This window comes from Lachnospira hominis (ex Hitch et al. 2025) (assembly GCF_040096395.1).
Taxonomy (GTDB): Bacteria; Bacillota; Clostridia; order Lachnospirales; family Lachnospiraceae; genus Lachnospira; species Lachnospira hominis.
This window is the reverse complement of record NZ_JBBMES010000005.1, coordinates 107154-126368: the sequence shown is the minus strand read 5'-3', so window position 1 is coordinate 126368 and position 19215 is coordinate 107154. Positions and strand designations below refer to the sequence as shown.

Below are 19215 nucleotides of genomic sequence, written 5' to 3'. Positions count from 1 at the left end.
GCATATGGAAGATAACAGAACAAGCATAAAGAAAAGGTTAGATGATATTTTTATAGAAAAAATGGGTTACTTAGTTAATAGACTTACAAACGATCAGCGTTCAAAGAGTTTGTTGAGTGATAGTGCTGGTATGCAGGCAAGGGATTTATTGAAACTTTATATGGAATTAGAAAACGAATTTCATATTGACTTTAATCCACTTGTATTAGACGGAAACTTTGATAAATATGATTGCCTATTAGGATATATTGTAAGAAAAACCGGAGAGAAGAATGTCAATTAAGAAGATTCATATTTATGTCATTGATGACGGAATATTAAACCGAAAAACGAATTTAATATATGCTTTAAGGTTTTAGTATTGCAGAGAAATTTTGATAAATAAAGTTGTATCATTGGATACGTAAAAGAATATGGTGATTTTAATGGTAAACAATAAAGTACATGTATGCATTATAGATAACGGAGTATTTTGCGGACAAGTTCATTTATATAAAAATATGGAAGTTGTTGGTAATGAAATCAGATTGGTTATATCTGAAAGTGATAAATTGTCGCATGGATCATCCTGTGCCAAAGTAATAGAAGCAAACATAGAAAAATCATATGAACTGAGCAGTATCACTATTTTGGATTCATATGGGAAGGGTGAAGTAGGGAGTTTGCTTTTGGCACTGGAATGGTGTAAAAATAATGCTGTTGATATTATCAATCTGAGTTTGGGAAGCACATACTTCAAAGACAGAAGATTGCTGCAAGAAATCATTAACGAGTGTGCGTATTCAGGTTTGATTATTGTGGCTGCCCTGTCTAATTCAGGATTTGCAACATATCCTGCCGGATTTACGAACGTGATTGCAGTGAGAAAATCCGATGTATTAAAAAGGCGGGAATATAAAGTAAATTATAGTGCAGGGCTTGGATTTGGCATTGTTGAAACATATGGGAGCGATACAGTTCTTGTTGATGGTAAAATGCATCAGACAAGAGCTAGTAATAGTATTGCAACGCCTTATGTAACTTCTAAAATTGCTGATATTTATTTTAAGGGTATTACTCCATTTTATATTAGACGATTTTTTTCACAGGAGCAAATAGATATAAATTGTTTTTATGTTGATTGGATTAGAACAGCGTATCTTAGTCATGTGCAGTTGCCTTCTAGAATATGCAGTTTTTGTGTTTCAGATGATTTAGACAGTTCTGATACGGTTATTCTTGGAGAAATGGATAATATTGAGCATTATCTTGATGCAGGGAAAAATATAATATACTTGGGAAATGATAAGTTGGAAATGACAAGCGATCATTGTTATATTTGGTCAAGATATAATAGGGAAAGGCAAATAGAACTGAACTCATATACTGATAATGAAGATATTGAAATACCAGTAATTTTTGTTAAAGGCTGTGATTCGCTAAATAAGGTTCGGGAACTATGCCGCAAAATGATTGAGCAAGATTACAACGCATATGGTATAACTGACAAAATTGTTGGGGAACTCATTGGACTTAGATATATTCCGGTAGAGAAGAAAAAAGGAACTGATATAAAAAAATATATTTGCAGTGAAATATTTTATGGACAATATGATATTTTAATCTGCGATTTGGGTAATTACTCAAAAGAGGATATTCAAACGGAAATTTGTATAGAGCCTGATGTATATATATATGCAGATGATGCAGAAATCTCTGTTTATAGTGAAGAAGAAAGCAAGGTGTTTAAGAAAATTAAAGGTATACCAGAGCAGTATATTATTGAACTGCTTACAAGGGAGTAATGATTGAATGACAGAAAAGGATATAATTCATAAATTAACATATTTGCTACATGGGCACAGAAGAAAAATTTTCATAATATTTGGATGTCTCTTAATATCTACCGGATTAAATTTATGTATTCCGTTTATTAGTAAAGAAATTATGGATGAGGGATTTATTGGCGGCAATAAAAATATTTTGTTATATTTGGTAGTAGGCTCTTTTGCTATATATATGCTCATATCAGCTTTGAATATTATCAAAGAGAAAGTGCGTGTGGAAATTGTTGCTAAAGTACAGTATTCATTATGGCATCAGGCATATGAACATCTGATGAGGATGAAAATAAATTATTTTGATGATAGAAATGCTGCGGAAATATTTAATAATCTTAGTGTAGATATTGCAAATATGGTATCCGTTGCGGATGAAAGTGCATTTTTTGTTGTGACACAGGCATTCAGCATGGTTGGAGGGGTTATTGGTCTTTTTATATTGGATTACCGTATGACGATTTTAGTATTGCTGTTTATTCCAATCAAGGCTGTTGTTATGAAATATTTTGCAAAATACCGTAAGAAAGTCATGGATGAATTTATCCTTGACAGTGAAAAATATTCTAGTTGGTTTGGAGATACGGTGGGCGGTGTAAAGGAGGTAAAGCTCTTTGATATACTAGACAACAAGCACAGAGAGTTTGATGAAAAACAAAGGGTAGTGATTCGCAAGCAGAAGAAAATGAATATGCTTAGTCAGTGGAATAGTGCGGCGGATGATGTATTAGTACATTTGTTGATAACGCTGATATATATAGTTGGCTCTAATCTAGTATTCAATATGCAGCTTTCGGTTGGTAGTATTTTTGCATTTATTACATACAGCTCATATGTGACAGGACCAATTTCTGCCATCTTGAACATCGGTTACTTGCTGTCAGGGATTATTCCATCGACAAAAAGATACTATATGTTTATGGAACTAGACGAAGAAAACAGTAACCAGAAGATAACAACATCCCCACAGTTTGGAGATATAGAGTTAAAGAATATATCATTTGCTTATGAGGAGGGAAAGCCTATTTTAGACGGTGTGAGCGTTATATTTCCAAAAGGAAGCAAAACGGCTATTATAGGCAGGAATGGTTCTGGCAAGACTACTATTATCAACCTACTTACGAGGCTCTATGAACCAGAAAATGGGCAGATATTACTGAATGGAACAAATATTGCGGATATGTCGTTACAGGCATATAGAGAAATGGTTTCCATCGTCAGCCAGCAGATATATCTTTTTAATGACAGCATAAGGAATAATATCTGTCTTTATAAGCAGGTAAGCGATGCTATGCTAAAAATAGCTTGTAGAGACAGTGGATTAGAAGATTTTATAAAAGAAGTATCCTTAGATTATGTGGTAGGTCAAAATGGTGCAATGCTTTCTGGCGGACAGAAACAGAAGATAGCCCTTGCAAGGGCATTGATCCATGATAAACCTATCATTATATTTGATGAAGCTACTTCCAACACCGATGCATATTCAGAGCAACAGATTAATGCATTACTGCACACTGGGCTTAGAGATAAAACGGTAATAGTGATTACACATAAAAAAGAAGTATTAAGTGAGGTGGATCAGATTGTGGTATTAGACGATGGAAAGATAGATATAGTTGGCGGATATGAGGCAGTAAAAAAGAGTAAATATTGGTTGCAGTTAAGGGATGATTATGTAGATATTTAAAAAGATGTATATAAGGGATAATGTAGAAGTTGTGAAAAGAAGAAAACCAATAGCTCCGCAAATGGGATTCTATTGGTTTTTCTTATTGTTCTGAATTGTCCCGTTTTCTCATCAGCGCAAGCAGATAGTGAACCGCTGGGAGCAGCTCGGCAACTTCCTGTTCCGTACAGTCATTTAGCATGATAAAGAGTTTCTGAAGGTTAGGCTGTGGAGTTACGCTTTCCGGATAAAAAATTCTGTCTGCGGAAATATTCAGATGCCTGACAAGGGGATACAGTTTTTCAAATTTTGGATTACCACGCCCGTTTTCAATATTGAGTATAGTACGGCTGTCAAAGCCTAAAATCTCAGCCAGCTTTTCTTGCGAAAGCCCAAGTTCTGTACGGGATTTCCGTATTGCATCGGCAAGATTTTGTTTTATGTCCTGCATTATAATTCACCTCCTTAGTAGTTTACAATACACATCGTCAGGAATGAATTACAGTAGAATACAGATTTTATATGGAGTAGAATACATGATAAAAAGAAGAAAGAGAGAAAAAGACAGGTATTACATATTGAAAACAAAATCAAATATGACTTACTGCACATATTGTGGTGTATTGCAATGAGGTAAAAACCCTCAATACAATACACCTTTTTTAATGCCTGATCAGAGGGTATTCTGGTTCCGTTCTGCTTTGCGGTCAGAGGTCTGATGGTCTTGTGAATCCCGGTCAAGATACTGCTTTAGATTATCAAGTTTTCTGTTTAAGGCATTGATTTCCTTTTCCGCAGATTTATAAGTGTTCTGCAAGGTTTCTTTCTTGGAATACAAGGCGTTGTAATCGCTGCGGAGTTTTTCGACATCAAGGTTTTTTAAGTCAATGCCAAATCGTTTTAGCATATTTTCGGCACCGTCATGGAGCAGCAGCTCGGTTTCGTGTCGGCGCAGGTATGCGTCCTGATCCTTTGACTTCTGATAACGGACATGATAGATATGATTGGCTTTGTACTGCTCGGCATACTTTAAAATCTGTCCCAAATTCTTAAGCTGATGCTCGGTTTCCACAAGGCTGTTTCGTGCGGTTTTGGCAAGGGCAGACTTGGCAGCAAGCTGCTTTTCAAGCTCGGCAATGGAGCCTGCTCCGCTGTAGCTTGCGGCTGCAATTTTGAGGTTTTGAATATCAGCCCAATGTTTCAGACCGGGACTTTGTGTAAACTTCTCCTCTGAGGTGTCAATGAGCTTTTTGGAGGAATAATCTTTGATAATAGGTTTTGCCTTTCGGGGAAAAGGAACACGCTTTTGGGACTGTTCCAGAGCTTTCGCTTCAATCCGTTCCTTAATCCTTTCTCTGGTGTATTCCGCACCTAAAGATTTGACGCTGCCACGGGCAAAACGCTCTCTGTCAAGGGGACGGAAAGAGATATATTTTAAGTCATTCTCACCAAAGGTTTCACCTTTTATTTCGTAGCCCTTTGCACGGATAAGATCAAGAAAATCCTCGTAGGTATCGGCGGTCTGTATGGCTTCGTCAATATCGTTCTTGAGCTTGGTTTTCCATGAAGAACTATTTTTGTCGGCAAGCCATTCTTTGTATTTTCTGCCACGATTGTCGGAGGGAGAAATGACCGATAACTGATGCTCGCTGCACAGCTCATCATTTAAGTGCCGGATGTGGTAATAGCTCTTTTTGCAGTCGTGATATTTTTCGTGATTGACGTTATCTGCAGCACAGAAAATGATGTGGTTGTGGACGTGTCCTTTGTCAATGTGGGTGGACACAATGTATGAGTATTTTCCTTCCAGTAGTTTGTCGGCAAGCTCCACGCCGATCTGATGGGCTTCCTTGTAAGATACTTCGCTCGGCATAAAGGACTGTATCAGATGAAAGGCTTTGTTTGTGTCTGCCTGACTGGTTTTTGAAAGGGCAAATTTGAAGTCATAAGCTGCGGTTTCAGGACTGCACCCAAAGGAAGAAATGAGGATACTTTCATCAGTTTTTGCCGGATCGCAGATGTAGTCTACTGCTTTATGGACGGTTGCTTTGATAGCATGGATTTTTGTGATTGCCATACCTGTTTCATCAGCTCCTTTACTTCTTTTACATCGGCTTCATAGACATTGCCCGTGGCGTTCATACGCTTTGCAATCTGGTTCAGATTGTTGCCGATACGGGCGAGGATTGTGTTGTATTCCCGCAGGTGTTCGTAGTCCACGTCATAGACATATCCGTACAGGATCAGGTGCCGTATAAAGGATGACTTGCTTTTCATACCGGAGATTTTGAATTTCTGTTCGAGTATGTATTGTTCATCATTGTTTAGATAGATTTTCAATTCATTTTGTCTTTCTCTTTTTGCCATTGCTTAATCCTTCCCTTTCCTTTTTAAATAGAAAATTTTTGATATGCCGTTTCCGGCGGTGTGTTTTTATAAGCGTAAAAAAATCAGAAATCCCGGTGGGGTAATTACTGATTTTTGCAGCGCATAGGGGGCCAGGGGGATATGCCCCTTGCAAGCCAGTTTTCTCAAGTTTCCACTCGGAAGAAACTTGGGAAAATGGTGCCTGTGAGGGAACACAGGCAGTGCTTGCTATTCTTCTGCAAATTGCCCGAAGGGAATTTGCGTGTTGTACGAGCTTAGGCGAGTGTCCTATAACACATAAGGGCGTTACCGCCCGTTTTTCGGATAGCCTTTAGGCTGTCCGGCTGCGTAGTTTTGCAGAAGCAATAAAAAACTGCTACGGCTTGCAAAGACATGGAATGCCCGCAAAAGCTCATAGCAGTTTGAGTGTTTTTATAAAGTTGTGATTTTATCCATAAAAGATTTTAGCAAGCGGAGGGGAGAAAGTCAACCAAAGAAAGCAGGGGAGAGGGAGAAAAATAATAAGCCGGAACATACGGACAGGCAGATGAAATTTCAGTGAAAAAAATTTGCAAAAGAAACTTTTAACAATAAGCAAAGTTCTTGCGGGGTCTGCCTTTACAATAAATTTGGAGGACTAACAGAGAGGAGGTGAAGCATGAATACGATGAATCGCAGAATAGAGATTATCAACATTCTTATTATCAGACGGCATACAACAGCGAATGAGCTGGCGCAGGAGCTTGGCGTTTCTATTCGCACGATACAGTACGATATTCAGGCTTTATCTCCACAGTATCCGATTTACACGAAGCCGGGAGAAAACGGAGGGCTTTTTATAAGGGAAGATTACAATCCGCATATCAATTCACTTACTCCGATGGAGCTGGAAAATTTGCGTGAAATGTATGAGCAGACGGAAGGGGTGCATAAGAAGGTGCTGTTGCAGATTATCCGTAAGTATGGACCGGATAAGCTGAAACTCTAAACTTGTCATTCTTGTAAAGCACATAATTTTTACAGAACCGTTCATAGCAGACGGGAGAGTGTTTATGTGCTTTTTGGGCTGATAAGTCCGATTTGATTTTATCCAAAATGCAGGCGTCAGCTTGCGAGTGTACCTTGACAATTTCATAGACAAATACATACAGGACGTGTGAGATATGTGGAGCCACTATGCGGACACGCCATGAGATACCTGCTTTCATTATTTTGTGAAAGTGCATACGAGGGAATATTGATTGCTGATATTGAAGTTAAGGTAAGGAGCGATGAATGTCTGGCAAAATGCACAGCAGTTGTGTGGGGCGAGGATACATATTTTTGATAATGATACTTCCGGAGATTTCCGGTCAAATTTGATTGACGGTGCGATACCGATGTGGGCGGTGTAATGAGCTGCCACCTGTATGGATTTTTTGAAAAGATTATTTGTCTGCTGATGAGAGCCGGAAAGAGTTTGCGGCTGTCATGGGCAGATAATAAGCTACATATTTTATGTCGGAAAGAGGTGATGATAGTGGAGCGAATGAAAAACGGAAAGAGATTTGTTCGTTACAAGGAAGGTGCAGAAATGTATAGTATGTGTCAGAGTAAATTTGAGCAGATGGCGAAAGATGCAAAGGCAATATATAAGGTCGATAAGCTGGTACTTGTAAATTGTGATATTTTTGAGCAATATTTGGAAACGTTCAGATTGTATGTGTGACAATTTTGGGGTTTGAGAGATTTTGCAGTAAAAACACTTGACTTTTCGTATACGGAAAGTATAATGGTAGATAGAAGTGATTGGAGGTGCATACAGATGGCTAAAATGGGTAGACCAAAGTCTGATGCCCCGAAATTGAACACATTAAGTTTAAGGGTAACGGACAGCGAGCTGCGAGAGCTGAAAGATTATGCGGACAGTCACGGAATGACCATAACTCAATTATTGCATACGGGTGTTGATTTATTGCTTAAGACACCGGATGCGGAGGTGCAAAATCTCTTTCCTTGAAGAAAGGAGCAGAGATGGCAAAAGCAAGAAAAGATAACAAAGGCAGAGCTTTAAGAAAGGGGGAATCCCAAAGAACGGATAACACTTATGTATATACATACACTGATCCGTTCAAGAAACGCAGATTTGTATATGCCAGAGATTTACAGACACTAAGGGAGAAAGAAGCAGATTTGATTAAAAATCAGCTTGACGGATTGGATGTCTATGTGGCTGGAAGTGCAACCTTGAATTATGTTTTTGACAGGTATATGTCAACGAAGTATGACTTACGCAGGACAACACGCTCTAATTACCTATATATGTATGACCATTTTGTTAGGGAGGGGTTTGGACAGCGTAAAATCGGAGAGATTAAGTATTCCGATGTAATGTATTTCTACTATTACCTGTTGAATGAAAAGGATTTGCAGGCAAACACGGTTGACACAATCCATACGGTTTTACACCCTACATTTCAGTTGGCAGTGCGTGATGGAATAATACGCATGAATCCTTCTGACGGTGTTATGGCAGAAATCAAAAGAAAAGCAGGAAAGAATAAAGGCATTAGACACGCTTTGACGGTAGAACAGCAGAGAGCATTTATGAATTATACCGCAAACAATCCGGTATTTTATCACTGGCACCCGTTATTTACAGTATTATTAGGAACTGGGTGTAGAATTGGAGAAGTTATTGGACTGAGGTGGGACGATTTAGATTTTGAAAAACGTCTTATCAGTATCAATCATAGCGTGACTTATTATGCAAGAGAAGGGAACAAGACACGAAAGTCAGAGTTTGCGGTGTCACTTCCAAAGACAGAAGCGGGTATTCGGACTGTTCCAATGATGGATGCGGTTTATGAGGCTTTCAAAGAGGAATACGAGGTGCAGAAAGAAAATGGTTTTAATAGTACTGTAATTGATGGTATGACGGGCTTCATTTTCTGTAACCGTTTCGGTAATATCCATAATCCTCAAACAGTCAACCGAACAATCAAAAGGATTTTGGAGAATTACAATGCGGAAGAAGTGATAAATGCCAAAAAAGAGAGAAGGCAACCTGTCATTATTCCAAACTTTTCCTGCCACCACCTGCGGCATACTTTTTGCACGAGGTTCTGCGAAAAGGAAACAAATGTAAAAGTCATTCAGGCTGTCATGGGACACGCTAATATCGAAACAACAATGGATATATATGCGGAGGTCACAGACGCAAAGAAAAAAGAAGCAATCGAAAACTTATCACACAATCTTGATATATTTTAGGAGAGAGTCCTAAGATTAAATGTGTGAATTATAACAACAAAATAACTGATATACTACAAAGTTACTACGAATTTTGCTTGCATGGTACGGAATAATACCTTATAATACGTTTTGAAAATGCAGCAAATATGGGATAATACCTGATAATGTGGAATAATACTTTATCCTCTTGGGTATTCCCCACAATGAAACCCTTGAAAGATGTAAATGCGGGAAATGATGTAGTAAAAAATACTCCTGAAAGCGTCTCAAATGATGTAAAAGCTGAGCCGGAGAAAATCGACTTTTCCAAGGTGGAGATCGAGCCGCTTTTCAAGGATTTTGTGGATTTTGAGACTTTCTCCAAGTCTGATTTCAGAGCAGTCAAGGTACTTGCCTGCGAAGCAGTACCAAAGTCTAAGAAGCTTCTGAAGTTTACCTTAGACGATGGCTCAGGCGAAAATAGGACGATTTTAAGCGGTATTCACGCATATTACGAGCCGGAAGAACTGGTCGGCAAGACCTGTATCGCTATTACCAATCTTCCGCCAAGACCGATGATGGGCATTGATTCCTGCGGTATGCTGATTAGTGCAGTACACCACGAGGAAGGCGAAGAAAAGCTCCATCTTTTGATGGTAGATGACCATATTCCGGCAGGTGCAAAGCTCTATTAAGATGTATCGTTTTGCCTGTTAAAACGGGATGTACTTTATATCCGGAAGACGCCCTGAAAGTACACTACTACATCAAATTTACATCATTTTGTGCAGGAAAGTGTGCAGGGGCAAAAAAATCGCATAATTTTGAATTTAGACCTTGAGAGAGCAACCTCTTTCAAGGTCTTTTTTCGTTTAGGGGGATATTCGCAAACTATAAAAAAACCCCTCCCCCAATATAATGTAATCACAGAGGAAGGAGGGGATTCGATATGAGTAATCTTTTATCAGAGGTACACCCTGAGCTTGTTGCGGAATGGTCGGAGAAGAATTTGCCGCTTACGCCGGATAAGATTACATACGGATCAAACAAAGTTGTTTGGTGGAAAGGCTCTTGCGGTCACGAATGGCAGACCAGCGTTAAGGCTCGCTCAAAAGGCGAGAGCTGTCCAATTTGCTCAGGAGCAAGAGTGATAGCGGGTATCAATGATTTGACAACGCTGAAGCCGGAACTGGCTGCTGAATGGTCGAGTAAGAATGATCCGTTAAAGCCGACAATGGTAACAGTAGGCTCACATAAAAAAGTAATTTGGAAAGGCAAATGCGGTCACGAGTGGGTAGCTACGGTTAAGAGTAGGGCGATAAGCGGCACAGGCTGCCCGTATTGCTCTCATAATAAAATCTTAGTGGGATTTAACGACCTTGCTTCACAACGCCCTCAAATCGCTTCTGAGTGGTCTGAGAGAAATTACCCATTAAAACCTAATATGGTTACAGTTTTTGCGAATCGAAAGGTATGGTGGAAGTGCAGCAAAGGTCACGAATGGAATACCCTTATTTCCACTCGTTCAGGTGGCAGTGAGTGCCCTTATTGCAGTGGGCAAATCCTGCTGAAAGGATTTAATGATTTTGCCACAACGCACCCGCAGCTTGCACAGGAATGGTCAGACCGGAATCTTCCGCTTACTCCTGATATGATAAATGAGAAATCCCGTAAAAATGTTTGGTGGAAATGCAGAGAGTGCGGGAACGAATGGCAGTCGGTTGTATATGCTCGGATAAGAGGAACAATATGCCCCGTTTGTGCAGATCGGGCAGTTATGACAGGATATAATGATTTAGCAACAACGGACGCATATCTTCTTTCAGAATGGGATTATGAAAAGAACAAAGGCATTTCCCCAAATAAAGTATCAAGGAACTCAATGCGGAGTGTGTGGTGGAAATGCTCACTCGGACATTCTTGGAAAGCTAAAATTTCAGAAAGATCGATTGAGGAAAAAGGCTGTACGGTATGTGAGAAAGATTATCTGACGGTTTTCCCGAAGCTGGCGGTTATGTTTTATGCGGCAATGAAGCATATAAAGGTACAATTTGATACAGACAAAGTTATCGGCATACCGCTTGAAATGTATGTACCTGAAGAAAATGCGGCGATTGAGACAGTCAGCGGGACGGAAGAAATTGAAACCTTAAAGGCGTACCTATGTAGAAAGCGGGAAATCAAACTCATAAAAATCCCTTATACATTAGGAAACAGCGAAGCCGACTTCGCCGAGAAAATCAAAAAAGCGTTTCGCAGCATACATATTTTCATAACCTCGAATGAAGATGAAGATATAGCGTTTATCCGGCAGAGGTTTTTTGAATGGAGAAAGGAACAGCAAAAATAAAGGAGGCAGTCCAATGAAAAATGATAAGTTCCATATATATCTTGATGATGATGAGTACAGACAAGTCGTACAATGTTTGATTTCTCTCAAAAATGCTCTCATCGAGCAAGGCAGATACACGGACGCAGTAGATGAAGTCCTTATCAAATTCACGAAAGCACGAAAGAAAAAGGTTGCCGTTCAATACATCTGAATAAAAAATAGCCAAGCCGCTTGTTTCTCTACGGAGAAGCAGGCGGCTTTTTTGTGTTTTTAGGACAATTTTCAAGGTCAAAAAAATTTTTTTCAAAAAATTTTTCAAAAATAGGTTGCGTTTTGGCACTCCAATTCCAAATAAGTGAAGGGACTAATTTCCGAACACGAAATCTCCCCCTTCACAGTACCTTGAAAATTGAATAGACAGGCACTAAGGACATTAGTTCTGATGAATAGCCCGAAGGTGGGTACGCCGTGACTTTTCCTATTGATATACGGAGAACGAGCGAGAATCCCCGACCTGAAATTCAGCTTGCTACTGAAACGGCAATGACAGTCAGAATGATAATGATACTTCTCTACGGAGCTGGCGGAGTACCCGGCAGAGGTGAGATTCCTATGATACGGTTTCGCAAACCGTAACCTTAGTGCTTCCCGTACAAAGCGACTTGCTTTCCGCAGGGGGCGTTGAGAACAAATACTGCGGTCTTTACATAGCCGCCTCTTATTGAGGCAGGCTGTGAAATCTATGAAAGGAGGTAAAGCCGGAGATGTCAAACTGCAAGACCATTGCGGTATGCAATCAAAAAGGCGGTGTGGGCAAGACCACGACTACGGTCAATTTAGGCGTCGGACTTGCTATGCAAGGGAAAAAGGTGCTTCTGATTGACGCTGATCCGCAGGGCGATTTAACGACCTGCCTCGGCTGGAGGGATAGCGACAGCCTTTCCGTAACGCTGACAGAGAAATTACAGGCAATCATATCGGAGCAGGAGCAAAATCCTTTTGACGGTATTCTGCAACATAAAGAGAAAGTAGACCTTGTACCGTCTAATCTCAGTCTATCGTCATTGGAAATGACGCTTGTAACGGCGATGAGCCGAGAGAGCGTCCTGAAGAATTATCTGAGCCTTGTAAAAGACAAATATGATTATGTCCTCATTGACTGTATGCCGAGCTTGGGTATGATTACCTTTAACGCTCTAACGGCGGCGGACAGCGTGATTATCCCTGTTCAGGCGCAGTATCTTCCCGCTAAGGGAATGACGCAGCTTTTGGGGACGATTGCGAAAGTGAGGAAACACACAAACGCCGATTTGAAAATCGACGGTATTCTTCTGACGCTTGTGGACGGAAGGACAAATCTTGCGAAAAGCACAGTGGAAGCACTCAGGGAGAATTTCGGCAGCCATATCAGGATATATAGATCAATGATTCCGGCAGCCGTAAAAGCCGCAGAGGTATCTTCTAAAGGGACGAGTATCTACGCCTACGAGCCAAACAGTCCGGTGTCTAAGGCTTACGCCAGTTTCACAAAGGAGGTGTTAGCCGATGGCAGGCAGAAAGAGCGACTTCACGCTGCCCACGAACACGCTCGATGAGCTGTTTTCCTCTCAGGAGGAAAGGGACGAAGCGAAGCTGTCTAAAATCAGGGATATTCCGCTTGAGGAAATCGACGATTTCCCCGACCACCCGTTTAAGGTGCGGGAAGATGAGGATATGTTTCAGCTTGTGGAAAGTATCAAAGAGCGTGGCGTGATTACTCCCGCTACGGTAAGGCAGAAGGAGGACGGCAGATACGAGCTTATTTCAGGACACAGGCGAAAAAAGGCTTGTGAGCTTGCCGGATTTGAAACGCTCAGATGTGAGGTGGTAGACCTCGACCGTGATGAAGCTACGATTTTAATGGTCGAAAGCAACTTCCAACGGTCGCAGATACTTCCCTCGGAAAAAGCCCACGCATATAAAATGCGGCTTGACGCTATGAAAAGACAGGCAGGCAGACCGAGAAAAGAAAATTTAGTCCCAGTGGGACAAAATTATTCAAGGGAAGAACTTGCGTCTCAAAGCGGCGAGAGTCAAACGCAAATCCAGCGTTATGTGCGCCTTACAAATCTTGTTCCTGAATTGCTCGAATTTGTAGACGAGGGCAGGATTAAAATGCGCCCCGCCGTTGAACTGTCCTATCTGAACGAGGACTGCCAAAGGGATTTGGTGGACGAAATCGACTTGAACGATTGTACCCCGTCCCACGATCAGGCAATCCGTATGCGGAAGTTTTTCGAGGAAGGCAAGCTGACAACAGAAGCGATTTCTGCGATTATGAGCGAGGAAAAGCCGAATCAGCGTGAGAAGATTGTTTTGCGTGGGGACAGGGTGCGAAGCCTGATCCCGAAAAATATCCCCATCAACCAAACGGAGGAGTATGTCTGCAAGGCGCTGGAGCATTACAACAAGTTTTTGCGTAACCGTGCCGAGCGTGACAGCAGGTAAGGCGGAGTGTGTTTTTCTTCTTCCCCTTCCTCACACTCCAACCCCTAAACTATCTCACTATCCGAAAGAATAAAACTATCTCACATACTTACAGCTATCTCACCTAACTCAATCTATCTCAGAAAAACGCACCATTCCAAAACACAGGAGGTATGTCCTATGATGTAAGATTAACCTTCGTTTCACACCTTTGCCTGAAATGCTGTTTCGCATTACAATGGCGGCAGAAAAGGAGTGAAACGCAATGAAAACAAAAACGGTTGTTTTTTTATTGGCTCTTTTGCTGATCGTGCTTGCAGGCTGCAACAATACCCCGCCGAATGAAGATAAGCCGCAGCCGTTTTCTTTTTCGGAGAGTGTTCAAAGCACCTCTGAATCCGAAGCGCCTGCGGGAAAGGAAAGCAAGGAGGTTGAAACAACGCCTGAAGCCGTACAGGAATCAGAGCCGGAAAAGCAGGAAGAAACAACGGAAACGAATACGGTCAGCTCCGAACAGCCTCAGACTGATTCTGATAACAGGCAGGCGGCACAGTCCGCCGAACAACCCGATAAAGCGGATAAGACCGAACATTCCGTATCCACACCGCAGCCGGATATACCAAAAGAAAGTGAAACGCCTGAGCCGCCTGAAATGGAAGAAACGACGAGCGAAACTAAAACTGACTTTGACATTGACTACTGGATTTCCTTTGCAAAAGGTTACGCTCAGAGCGTGGGGCTTCTGTTAGACAGCGAGGCGGTTTACTGTTGGGATAATCCGATCCGTGCCGGAGCGCACTGCAAATATCTTGAAAGGGATATTCACAGCCGCTTAGATCGGTACAAGGCTGACGAAGAAATCACAGCCGTATGGATTTGGGCGGAGGAAGTCTCCGACGGAATCTATGACATCTATATCGGCTATGCTTAAATTTAATATTCCATTTAGAGAACGCACCGAAAAAAACGGTGCGTTTTTTCATTTCAAGGAGGATTTCAGATGAAAATTAAGAAACCAAAACGCATTATGTCGTTGTTTCTTGCGGCTCTGATGTGCGTGACTTCCCTTGTGGGGATTGGTACGACAGCTTATGCCGCCGAAGAAACCGATGATGTATATCTCGTTTCGTTCCCCCGTGACGGGGACTCGAATTACAACGCCGAATGGGGACACAGCAACCTGAGCCTTATGAACGGCTGGAAAACAGGCACTTCCCGTTATACAACCGTCCGTGCGATGGGATCGTACAATGGAAATATCTGCTACTGCATTGAGATCGGCGTCCCGCAGCAGACCGGAGACAGCTTTACCAAAAAGGGCGAGGATTTTTGGGACAACTACCCTTCGTCCTATAACAGCACCATTTCTCCTGACGATATTAAGCTGTTCATTGGTCGTATCTTCCAGTACGGCTATACGGGAACAATCTCAACCTCGTGGCGTTCTCAGAACGAGGGCGGCGATAAGCTGGCTCACGCAGTCGCTACACAGCTTCTCATTTGGGAAACCGTGATCGGCGAGCGTGATGAAAACTTTAACAAGGTCAGCACAGGCGGCAAGGACGCTGTTCTGGATCAGATCAGCCCTAACCACCCTCTTTATGACAAAATTATGAGCTACTACAATTCAATGGCGGCAAGTGTGCAGAAGCATTCCAAGCTGCCGAGCTTCCTTTCCAAAACGCCGGGAAGCGCACAGGAGATCGAGCTTGAATGGGATGGCTCTAAGTACACGGTTACGCTGACGGACAGCAACAATGTCCTTTCGGGATATAAGTTCTCGTCCAATGATTCGGGCGTTCAGTTCTCCGTAAGCGGAAACAAGTTGACGATTACTGCCGAGAAAGCGCCGAGCGACGGGCTGACGATTACCGCAGAGAAAACAGCGCAGAGAAAAGGCGTTATCACTTGGACGGACGGTATCTATGGACCGAACGGCGGTGTGCAGGATACCGTAACCTATGCTCAGACGGTCAATGATCCGGTTAAGGGATTCCTTAAATTAAAGGTTTCCTATGGATCAGCGAAAATCGTCAAAACCAGTGAGGACGGAAAAGTTGACGGTATTTCCTTCCGTATTCAGGGTAACGGCATTGATAAAACCGTTAAGACAGAAAACGGCGGTCAGATTCAGGTAGATAACCTAATGCCCGGAGTATATACCGTAACCGAGCAGGAATATGACCGCTACGAGCCGCAGGAGTCCCGCAGAGTAACCGTAGTTGCGGGGCAGGTTGCGACCGTCAATTTCAACAATACGCTGAAGCGTGGCGATATTGAGGTTATCAAATCCTCGGAGGATAACTTCAATGAGGGCGTGACCTTCCACCTTTACGGCACATCGCTCTCCGGTATTGCCGTGGACGAGTATGCGGTTACGGATAAAAACGGTGTGGCGACCTTTGAAGATGTGCTGATTAGCGGCACAACGCCGTACACCATCGAGGAAGTGGATACAGCTATTCGCTATGTCGTTCCCGCAGATCAGACCGCACCCGTCAAGTGGAATGAAGTCACTACCCGCAATTTCACGAATATCCTGAAGAAGTTTACCGTTACCGTGACCAAGAGCGACGCTGAGACGGGAACGGCTCAGGGGAACGCCTCGCTTGCAGGTGCAAAATACGGGATTTTCAAAGGCGACCAGCTCATTGACGAATACTATACCGATGAAAACGGTCAGTTTGTCACGCAAGAATATATTTGCGGCTCGGATTGGACGATTAAGGAACTGGAGCCGAGCGAAGGCTATTTGCTTGATCCGACCGTCCATAAGGTCGGCGCAGAGCCGGAGCTTTATACCATCGAGCATAACCAGACCGCAAATGATGTAAACGAACAGGTCATCAAGGGCAATATCGCCATTATCAAACATACGGACGATGGCGAGACGCAGATCGAAACACCCGAAGAAGGCGCAGTTTTTGAAGTGTATCTCAAGTCCGCAGGCTCTTTTGCGAACGCAAAGGAATCCGAGCGTGATACGCTCATTTGTGATGAGAACGGCTTTGCACAGACAAAGGATATGCCTTACGGTATTTATACCGTCCATCAGGTATCCGGTTGGGAAGGCAGGGAGCTGATGGATGATTTTGATGTGTTCATCGCAAAAGACGCTCAGACCTACCGCTATCTGATTAACAACAGCAATTTTGAAAGCTATATCCAAGTAGTCAAGGTAGACGCAGAAACGGGCAAGAACATTCCCTATGCGGGCGCAGGATTCCAGATTTATGATCCGTCCGGCAATCTTATCACGATGGAGTTTACTTATCCTACCCCGACAACCGTTGACACTTTCTATACCGACGCTAACGGTTCGCTCGTAACGCCGGAAACACTGCCTTACGGTCAGGGCTTTTCTATCGTTGAGGTACACAGCCCTTATGGATATGTCCTTGATTCCACACCCGTCTATTTTGATGTAACAGAAGAAAATTCTTCTGAGGAAAGCGGGGTAACAGTGATTAAAGTCGAAAAAACCAATATGCCGCAGAAAGGCACGATCAGCATTGAAAAGACAGGCGAGGTATTCTTCGGCGTTTCGGTAAGCGGCGGAACAGATGAAAACGGGCAGGAGCTTCCCGTTATCTATCAGCCGGTTTATGAAACACAGGGGCTTCCCGATACCGTTTATGAAATCCGTGCCGCCGAAGATGTGGCAACGCCTGACGGAACTCTCCGATACAGTAAGGGCGAGCTGGTCGATACGGTTACGACCGATGAAACCGGCTTTGCAAAAAGCAAGGAACTCTACCTCGGAAAATATGAGATAAAAGAGGTCAAGGCAGGCTATGGAATGGTGCTGAGCAGTGAAGTCCATACCGTAGAACTCATTTACGCCGGACAGAATGTAGCTGTAACCGAAACGGCGACTTCCTTTGTCAATGAACGGCAGAAGGTTGAGGTAAGCCTTGAAAAAACGCTGGAGACAAACGAGCTGTTTGGTATCGGCAATAACGGAGAAATCAAAAATATCAGCTTCGGTTTGTTCGCCGATGAGGAGCTTGTATCCGCAAGCGGCACTTCCATTCCAAAAGACGGACTGCTTGAAATCATCACGCTTGATGAAAACGGCAGAGCGACCGTGGGGACTGACCTGCCTTTGGGCAGCTATTATGTAAAAGAGCTGGCGACAGACGAGCATTATCAGCTCAGCGGCGAAAAATATCCCGTTGTATTTGAGTATGCGGGACAGGAAACCGCAACGGTTGTGATTGCCGTAAATGACGGAGAGCCGATGGAAAACAAGTTGATTTACGGCTCGGTATCCGGCAAAAAGGTTGATGAAAACGGCGAAGGACTCGGAGGAGCGCTCATTGGTCTGTTTAAGACGGATGATGTGGAATTTACCGAAGAAAATGCCCTGATGACCGCCGTATCCGGCGATGATGGCAGCTTCGCCTTTGAGAATGTACCTTACGGAAACTGGTATATCCGTGAGATCAAGCCGTTGACGGGATTCGTCCTTAATGAAACCGTCTATGATGTGAACATCTCGGAGAATGAACAAGTCGTTGAAATTGAAATCGTCAATGAGCTGGTGCGTGGCAATATTGCTCTTACGAAGGTGGACGCTGAATATACCGATACGAAACTGACGGGCGCTGTGTTTGAGGTCTATAAGGACTCCAACGATAACGGCGAGCTGGACAGCGAGGACGAGCTGATCGGCACACTGACCGAAAAAGAAATCGGGCAGTATGAAATGAACGATTTGCTCTACGGGCGCTACTTCATTTTGGAATCAGCAAGCCCGGATTCGTATATCCGTGACGAGGGCGTGTACGAGGTATTCATCGACACGGACGGTAAGACCTATCAGGTGGAAAACACAGAGGGCAAAGGCTTTGCAAACGAGCCTATGCGTGGGAACTTAAAAATCGTGAAAACATCGTCTGACGGAAAGGTGGAAGGTTTTGCTTTCCGCATTACCGGAGCAAACGGATATGATGTTACCCTTGAAACAGATGAAAACGGCGAAATCTTCCTCGAAGGACTGCGGATCGGCGAGTACAAGATTTCCGAAGTGAACAATTCGGCTTCCGCTATGTATATCCTGCCTGCCGACAAGGAGGCTGCGGTACAGACAGGCTCTACCACGGTCGTTGAAATGCACAACGAGCTGAGAGATACGCCGAAAACCGGAGATGACAGCAAGCTCGGTCTTTGGCTTGTCCTTGCGGGTGTGTCGGTAGCAGGCATTGCGGCTTGCGGTATCATCGGCTTTAAGAAAAAGAAGAAGGAGGATAACTAATGGAACTGAAAGCGATTATCGGAATTGCTTTGGTCGTCTTTATCGTAGGCGGCTTTATCTTTTTGCAGATCCGTAACAGAAAGAAAAAGTAAGAACT

At 42.9% G+C, this 19215-nt stretch carries 18 protein-coding genes and 1 pseudogene; 16 read left to right on the top strand and 3 right to left on the bottom strand.

The window, feature by feature from the left end:
* Positions 1-4: 4 nt before the first annotated feature.
* The 3 genes from WMO38_RS06740 (at position 5) to WMO38_RS06730 (ending at position 3504) form a co-directional block, all read left to right on the top strand.
* Entirely contained in the window at positions 5-283 is a 279-nt protein-coding gene (locus tag WMO38_RS06740) for a hypothetical protein (RefSeq protein ID WP_055195757.1), read from the top strand.
* A gap of 142 nt (positions 284-425) precedes the next feature.
* Positions 426-1784: a S8 family serine peptidase gene (locus WMO38_RS06735; protein WP_055195755.1), complete on the top strand. Its 1359-nt coding sequence runs from the start codon at positions 426-428 to the stop codon at positions 1782-1784.
* A 7-nt stretch (positions 1785-1791) separates the two neighbouring features.
* Complete coding sequence (locus tag WMO38_RS06730) at positions 1792-3504, top strand: ABC transporter ATP-binding protein (RefSeq protein WP_055230558.1); 1713 nt, start codon at positions 1792-1794, stop codon at positions 3502-3504.
* Positions 3505-3586: 82 nt separating this feature from the next.
* On the opposite strand, the gene WMO38_RS06725 is transcribed toward WMO38_RS06730, so the two are convergent.
* From WMO38_RS06725 to WMO38_RS06715, 3 genes are all read right to left on the bottom strand, one after another.
* Complete coding sequence (locus tag WMO38_RS06725) at positions 3587-3934, bottom strand: helix-turn-helix transcriptional regulator (RefSeq protein WP_055195751.1); 348 nt, start codon at positions 3932-3934, stop codon at positions 3587-3589.
* A 222-nt stretch (positions 3935-4156) separates the two neighbouring features.
* Positions 4157-5560 (bottom strand): relaxase/mobilization nuclease domain-containing protein, encoded by a 1404-nt coding sequence (locus WMO38_RS06720; protein ID WP_055230559.1) that lies wholly within the window; start codon positions 5558-5560, stop codon positions 4157-4159.
* Positions 5509-5850, bottom strand: coding sequence for a MobC family plasmid mobilization relaxosome protein (locus tag WMO38_RS06715; RefSeq protein WP_055196095.1), 342 nt, complete (start codon positions 5848-5850; stop codon positions 5509-5511). The genes WMO38_RS06720 and WMO38_RS06715 overlap by 52 nt, the downstream gene beginning before the upstream one ends.
* 658 nt (positions 5851-6508) lie before the next feature.
* On the opposite strand from WMO38_RS06715, the gene WMO38_RS06710 reads away from it, so the two are divergent.
* From WMO38_RS06710 to WMO38_RS06650, 13 genes and pseudogenes are all read left to right on the top strand, one after another.
* Positions 6509-6838, top strand: a complete 330-nt coding sequence (locus WMO38_RS06710) for a helix-turn-helix transcriptional regulator (RefSeq protein ID WP_055196094.1) — start codon at positions 6509-6511, stop codon at positions 6836-6838.
* A gap of 177 nt (positions 6839-7015) precedes the next feature.
* The gene (locus WMO38_RS06705) at positions 7016-7177 is read left to right on the top strand and encodes a hypothetical protein (RefSeq protein WP_172704766.1); all 162 of its coding nucleotides are present in this window, start codon (positions 7016-7018) and stop codon (positions 7175-7177) included.
* A gap of 186 nt (positions 7178-7363) precedes the next feature.
* Positions 7364-7558: a DUF6462 family protein gene (locus WMO38_RS06700; protein WP_172678263.1), complete on the top strand. Its 195-nt coding sequence runs from the start codon at positions 7364-7366 to the stop codon at positions 7556-7558.
* Positions 7559-7654: 96 nt separating this feature from the next.
* Positions 7655-7849, top strand: coding sequence for a hypothetical protein (locus WMO38_RS06695; RefSeq protein ID WP_055196093.1), 195 nt, complete (start codon positions 7655-7657; stop codon positions 7847-7849).
* 14 nt (positions 7850-7863) lie between these two features.
* Positions 7864-9102, top strand: a complete 1239-nt coding sequence (locus tag WMO38_RS06690) for a site-specific integrase (protein ID WP_055196097.1) — start codon at positions 7864-7866, stop codon at positions 9100-9102.
* 173 nt (positions 9103-9275) lie between these two features.
* Positions 9276-9758, top strand: a pseudogene (locus WMO38_RS06685) (lysine--tRNA ligase); the annotation flags it as partial.
* A 254-nt stretch (positions 9759-10012) separates the two neighbouring features.
* The gene (locus WMO38_RS06680) at positions 10013-11413 is read left to right on the top strand and encodes a zinc-ribbon domain-containing protein (protein WP_329980356.1); all 1401 of its coding nucleotides are present in this window, start codon (positions 10013-10015) and stop codon (positions 11411-11413) included.
* Positions 11414-11426: 13 nt separating this feature from the next.
* Entirely contained in the window at positions 11427-11606 is a 180-nt protein-coding gene (locus WMO38_RS06675; RefSeq protein ID WP_329980354.1) for a hypothetical protein, read from the top strand.
* A 257-nt stretch (positions 11607-11863) separates the two neighbouring features.
* Positions 11864-12031, top strand: coding sequence for a hypothetical protein (locus tag WMO38_RS06670; protein WP_337785762.1), 168 nt, complete (start codon positions 11864-11866; stop codon positions 12029-12031).
* 128 nt (positions 12032-12159) lie between these two features.
* Positions 12160-12990: a ParA family protein gene (locus WMO38_RS06665; protein WP_155219355.1), complete on the top strand. Its 831-nt coding sequence runs from the start codon at positions 12160-12162 to the stop codon at positions 12988-12990.
* Positions 12941-13882, top strand: coding sequence for a ParB/RepB/Spo0J family partition protein (locus tag WMO38_RS06660; RefSeq protein ID WP_306527999.1), 942 nt, complete (start codon positions 12941-12943; stop codon positions 13880-13882). The genes WMO38_RS06665 and WMO38_RS06660 overlap by 50 nt, the downstream gene beginning before the upstream one ends.
* A 244-nt stretch (positions 13883-14126) precedes the next feature.
* The gene (locus WMO38_RS06655) at positions 14127-14792 is read left to right on the top strand and encodes a hypothetical protein (protein WP_349161961.1); all 666 of its coding nucleotides are present in this window, start codon (positions 14127-14129) and stop codon (positions 14790-14792) included.
* Positions 14793-14861: 69 nt separating this feature from the next.
* Positions 14862-19118, top strand: coding sequence for a SpaA isopeptide-forming pilin-related protein (locus WMO38_RS06650; protein WP_349161960.1), 4257 nt, complete (start codon positions 14862-14864; stop codon positions 19116-19118).
* Positions 19119-19215 lie beyond the last annotated feature (97 nt).

Coding starts and splice junctions, on each gene's coding strand:
- WMO38_RS06690 (WP_055196097.1), top strand. CDS start 7,864: ATGGCAAAAGCAAGAAAAGATAACAAAGGCAGAGCTTTAAGAAAGGGG.
- WMO38_RS06700 (WP_172678263.1), top strand. CDS start 7,364: ATGATAGTGGAGCGAATGAAAAACGGAAAGAGATTTGTTCGTTACAAG.
- WMO38_RS06695 (WP_055196093.1), top strand. CDS start 7,655: ATGGCTAAAATGGGTAGACCAAAGTCTGATGCCCCGAAATTGAACACA.
- WMO38_RS06715 (WP_055196095.1), bottom strand. CDS start 5,850: ATGGCAAAAAGAGAAAGACAAAATGAATTGAAAATCTATCTAAACAAT.
- WMO38_RS06730 (WP_055230558.1), top strand. CDS start 1,792: ATGACAGAAAAGGATATAATTCATAAATTAACATATTTGCTACATGGG.
- WMO38_RS06655 (WP_349161961.1), top strand. CDS start 14,127: ATGAAAACAAAAACGGTTGTTTTTTTATTGGCTCTTTTGCTGATCGTG.
- WMO38_RS06725 (WP_055195751.1), bottom strand. CDS start 3,934: ATGCAGGACATAAAACAAAATCTTGCCGATGCAATACGGAAATCCCGT.
- WMO38_RS06675 (WP_329980354.1), top strand. CDS start 11,427: ATGAAAAATGATAAGTTCCATATATATCTTGATGATGATGAGTACAGA.
- WMO38_RS06710 (WP_055196094.1), top strand. CDS start 6,509: ATGAATACGATGAATCGCAGAATAGAGATTATCAACATTCTTATTATC.
- WMO38_RS06735 (WP_055195755.1), top strand. CDS start 426: ATGGTAAACAATAAAGTACATGTATGCATTATAGATAACGGAGTATTT.
- WMO38_RS06720 (WP_055230559.1), bottom strand. CDS start 5,560: ATGGCAATCACAAAAATCCATGCTATCAAAGCAACCGTCCATAAAGCA.
- WMO38_RS06660 (WP_306527999.1), top strand. CDS start 12,941: ATGGCAGGCAGAAAGAGCGACTTCACGCTGCCCACGAACACGCTCGAT.
- WMO38_RS06650 (WP_349161960.1), top strand. CDS start 14,862: ATGAAAATTAAGAAACCAAAACGCATTATGTCGTTGTTTCTTGCGGCT.
- WMO38_RS06665 (WP_155219355.1), top strand. CDS start 12,160: ATGTCAAACTGCAAGACCATTGCGGTATGCAATCAAAAAGGCGGTGTG.
- WMO38_RS06680 (WP_329980356.1), top strand. CDS start 10,013: ATGAGTAATCTTTTATCAGAGGTACACCCTGAGCTTGTTGCGGAATGG.
- WMO38_RS06740 (WP_055195757.1), top strand. CDS start 5: ATGGAAGATAACAGAACAAGCATAAAGAAAAGGTTAGATGATATTTTT.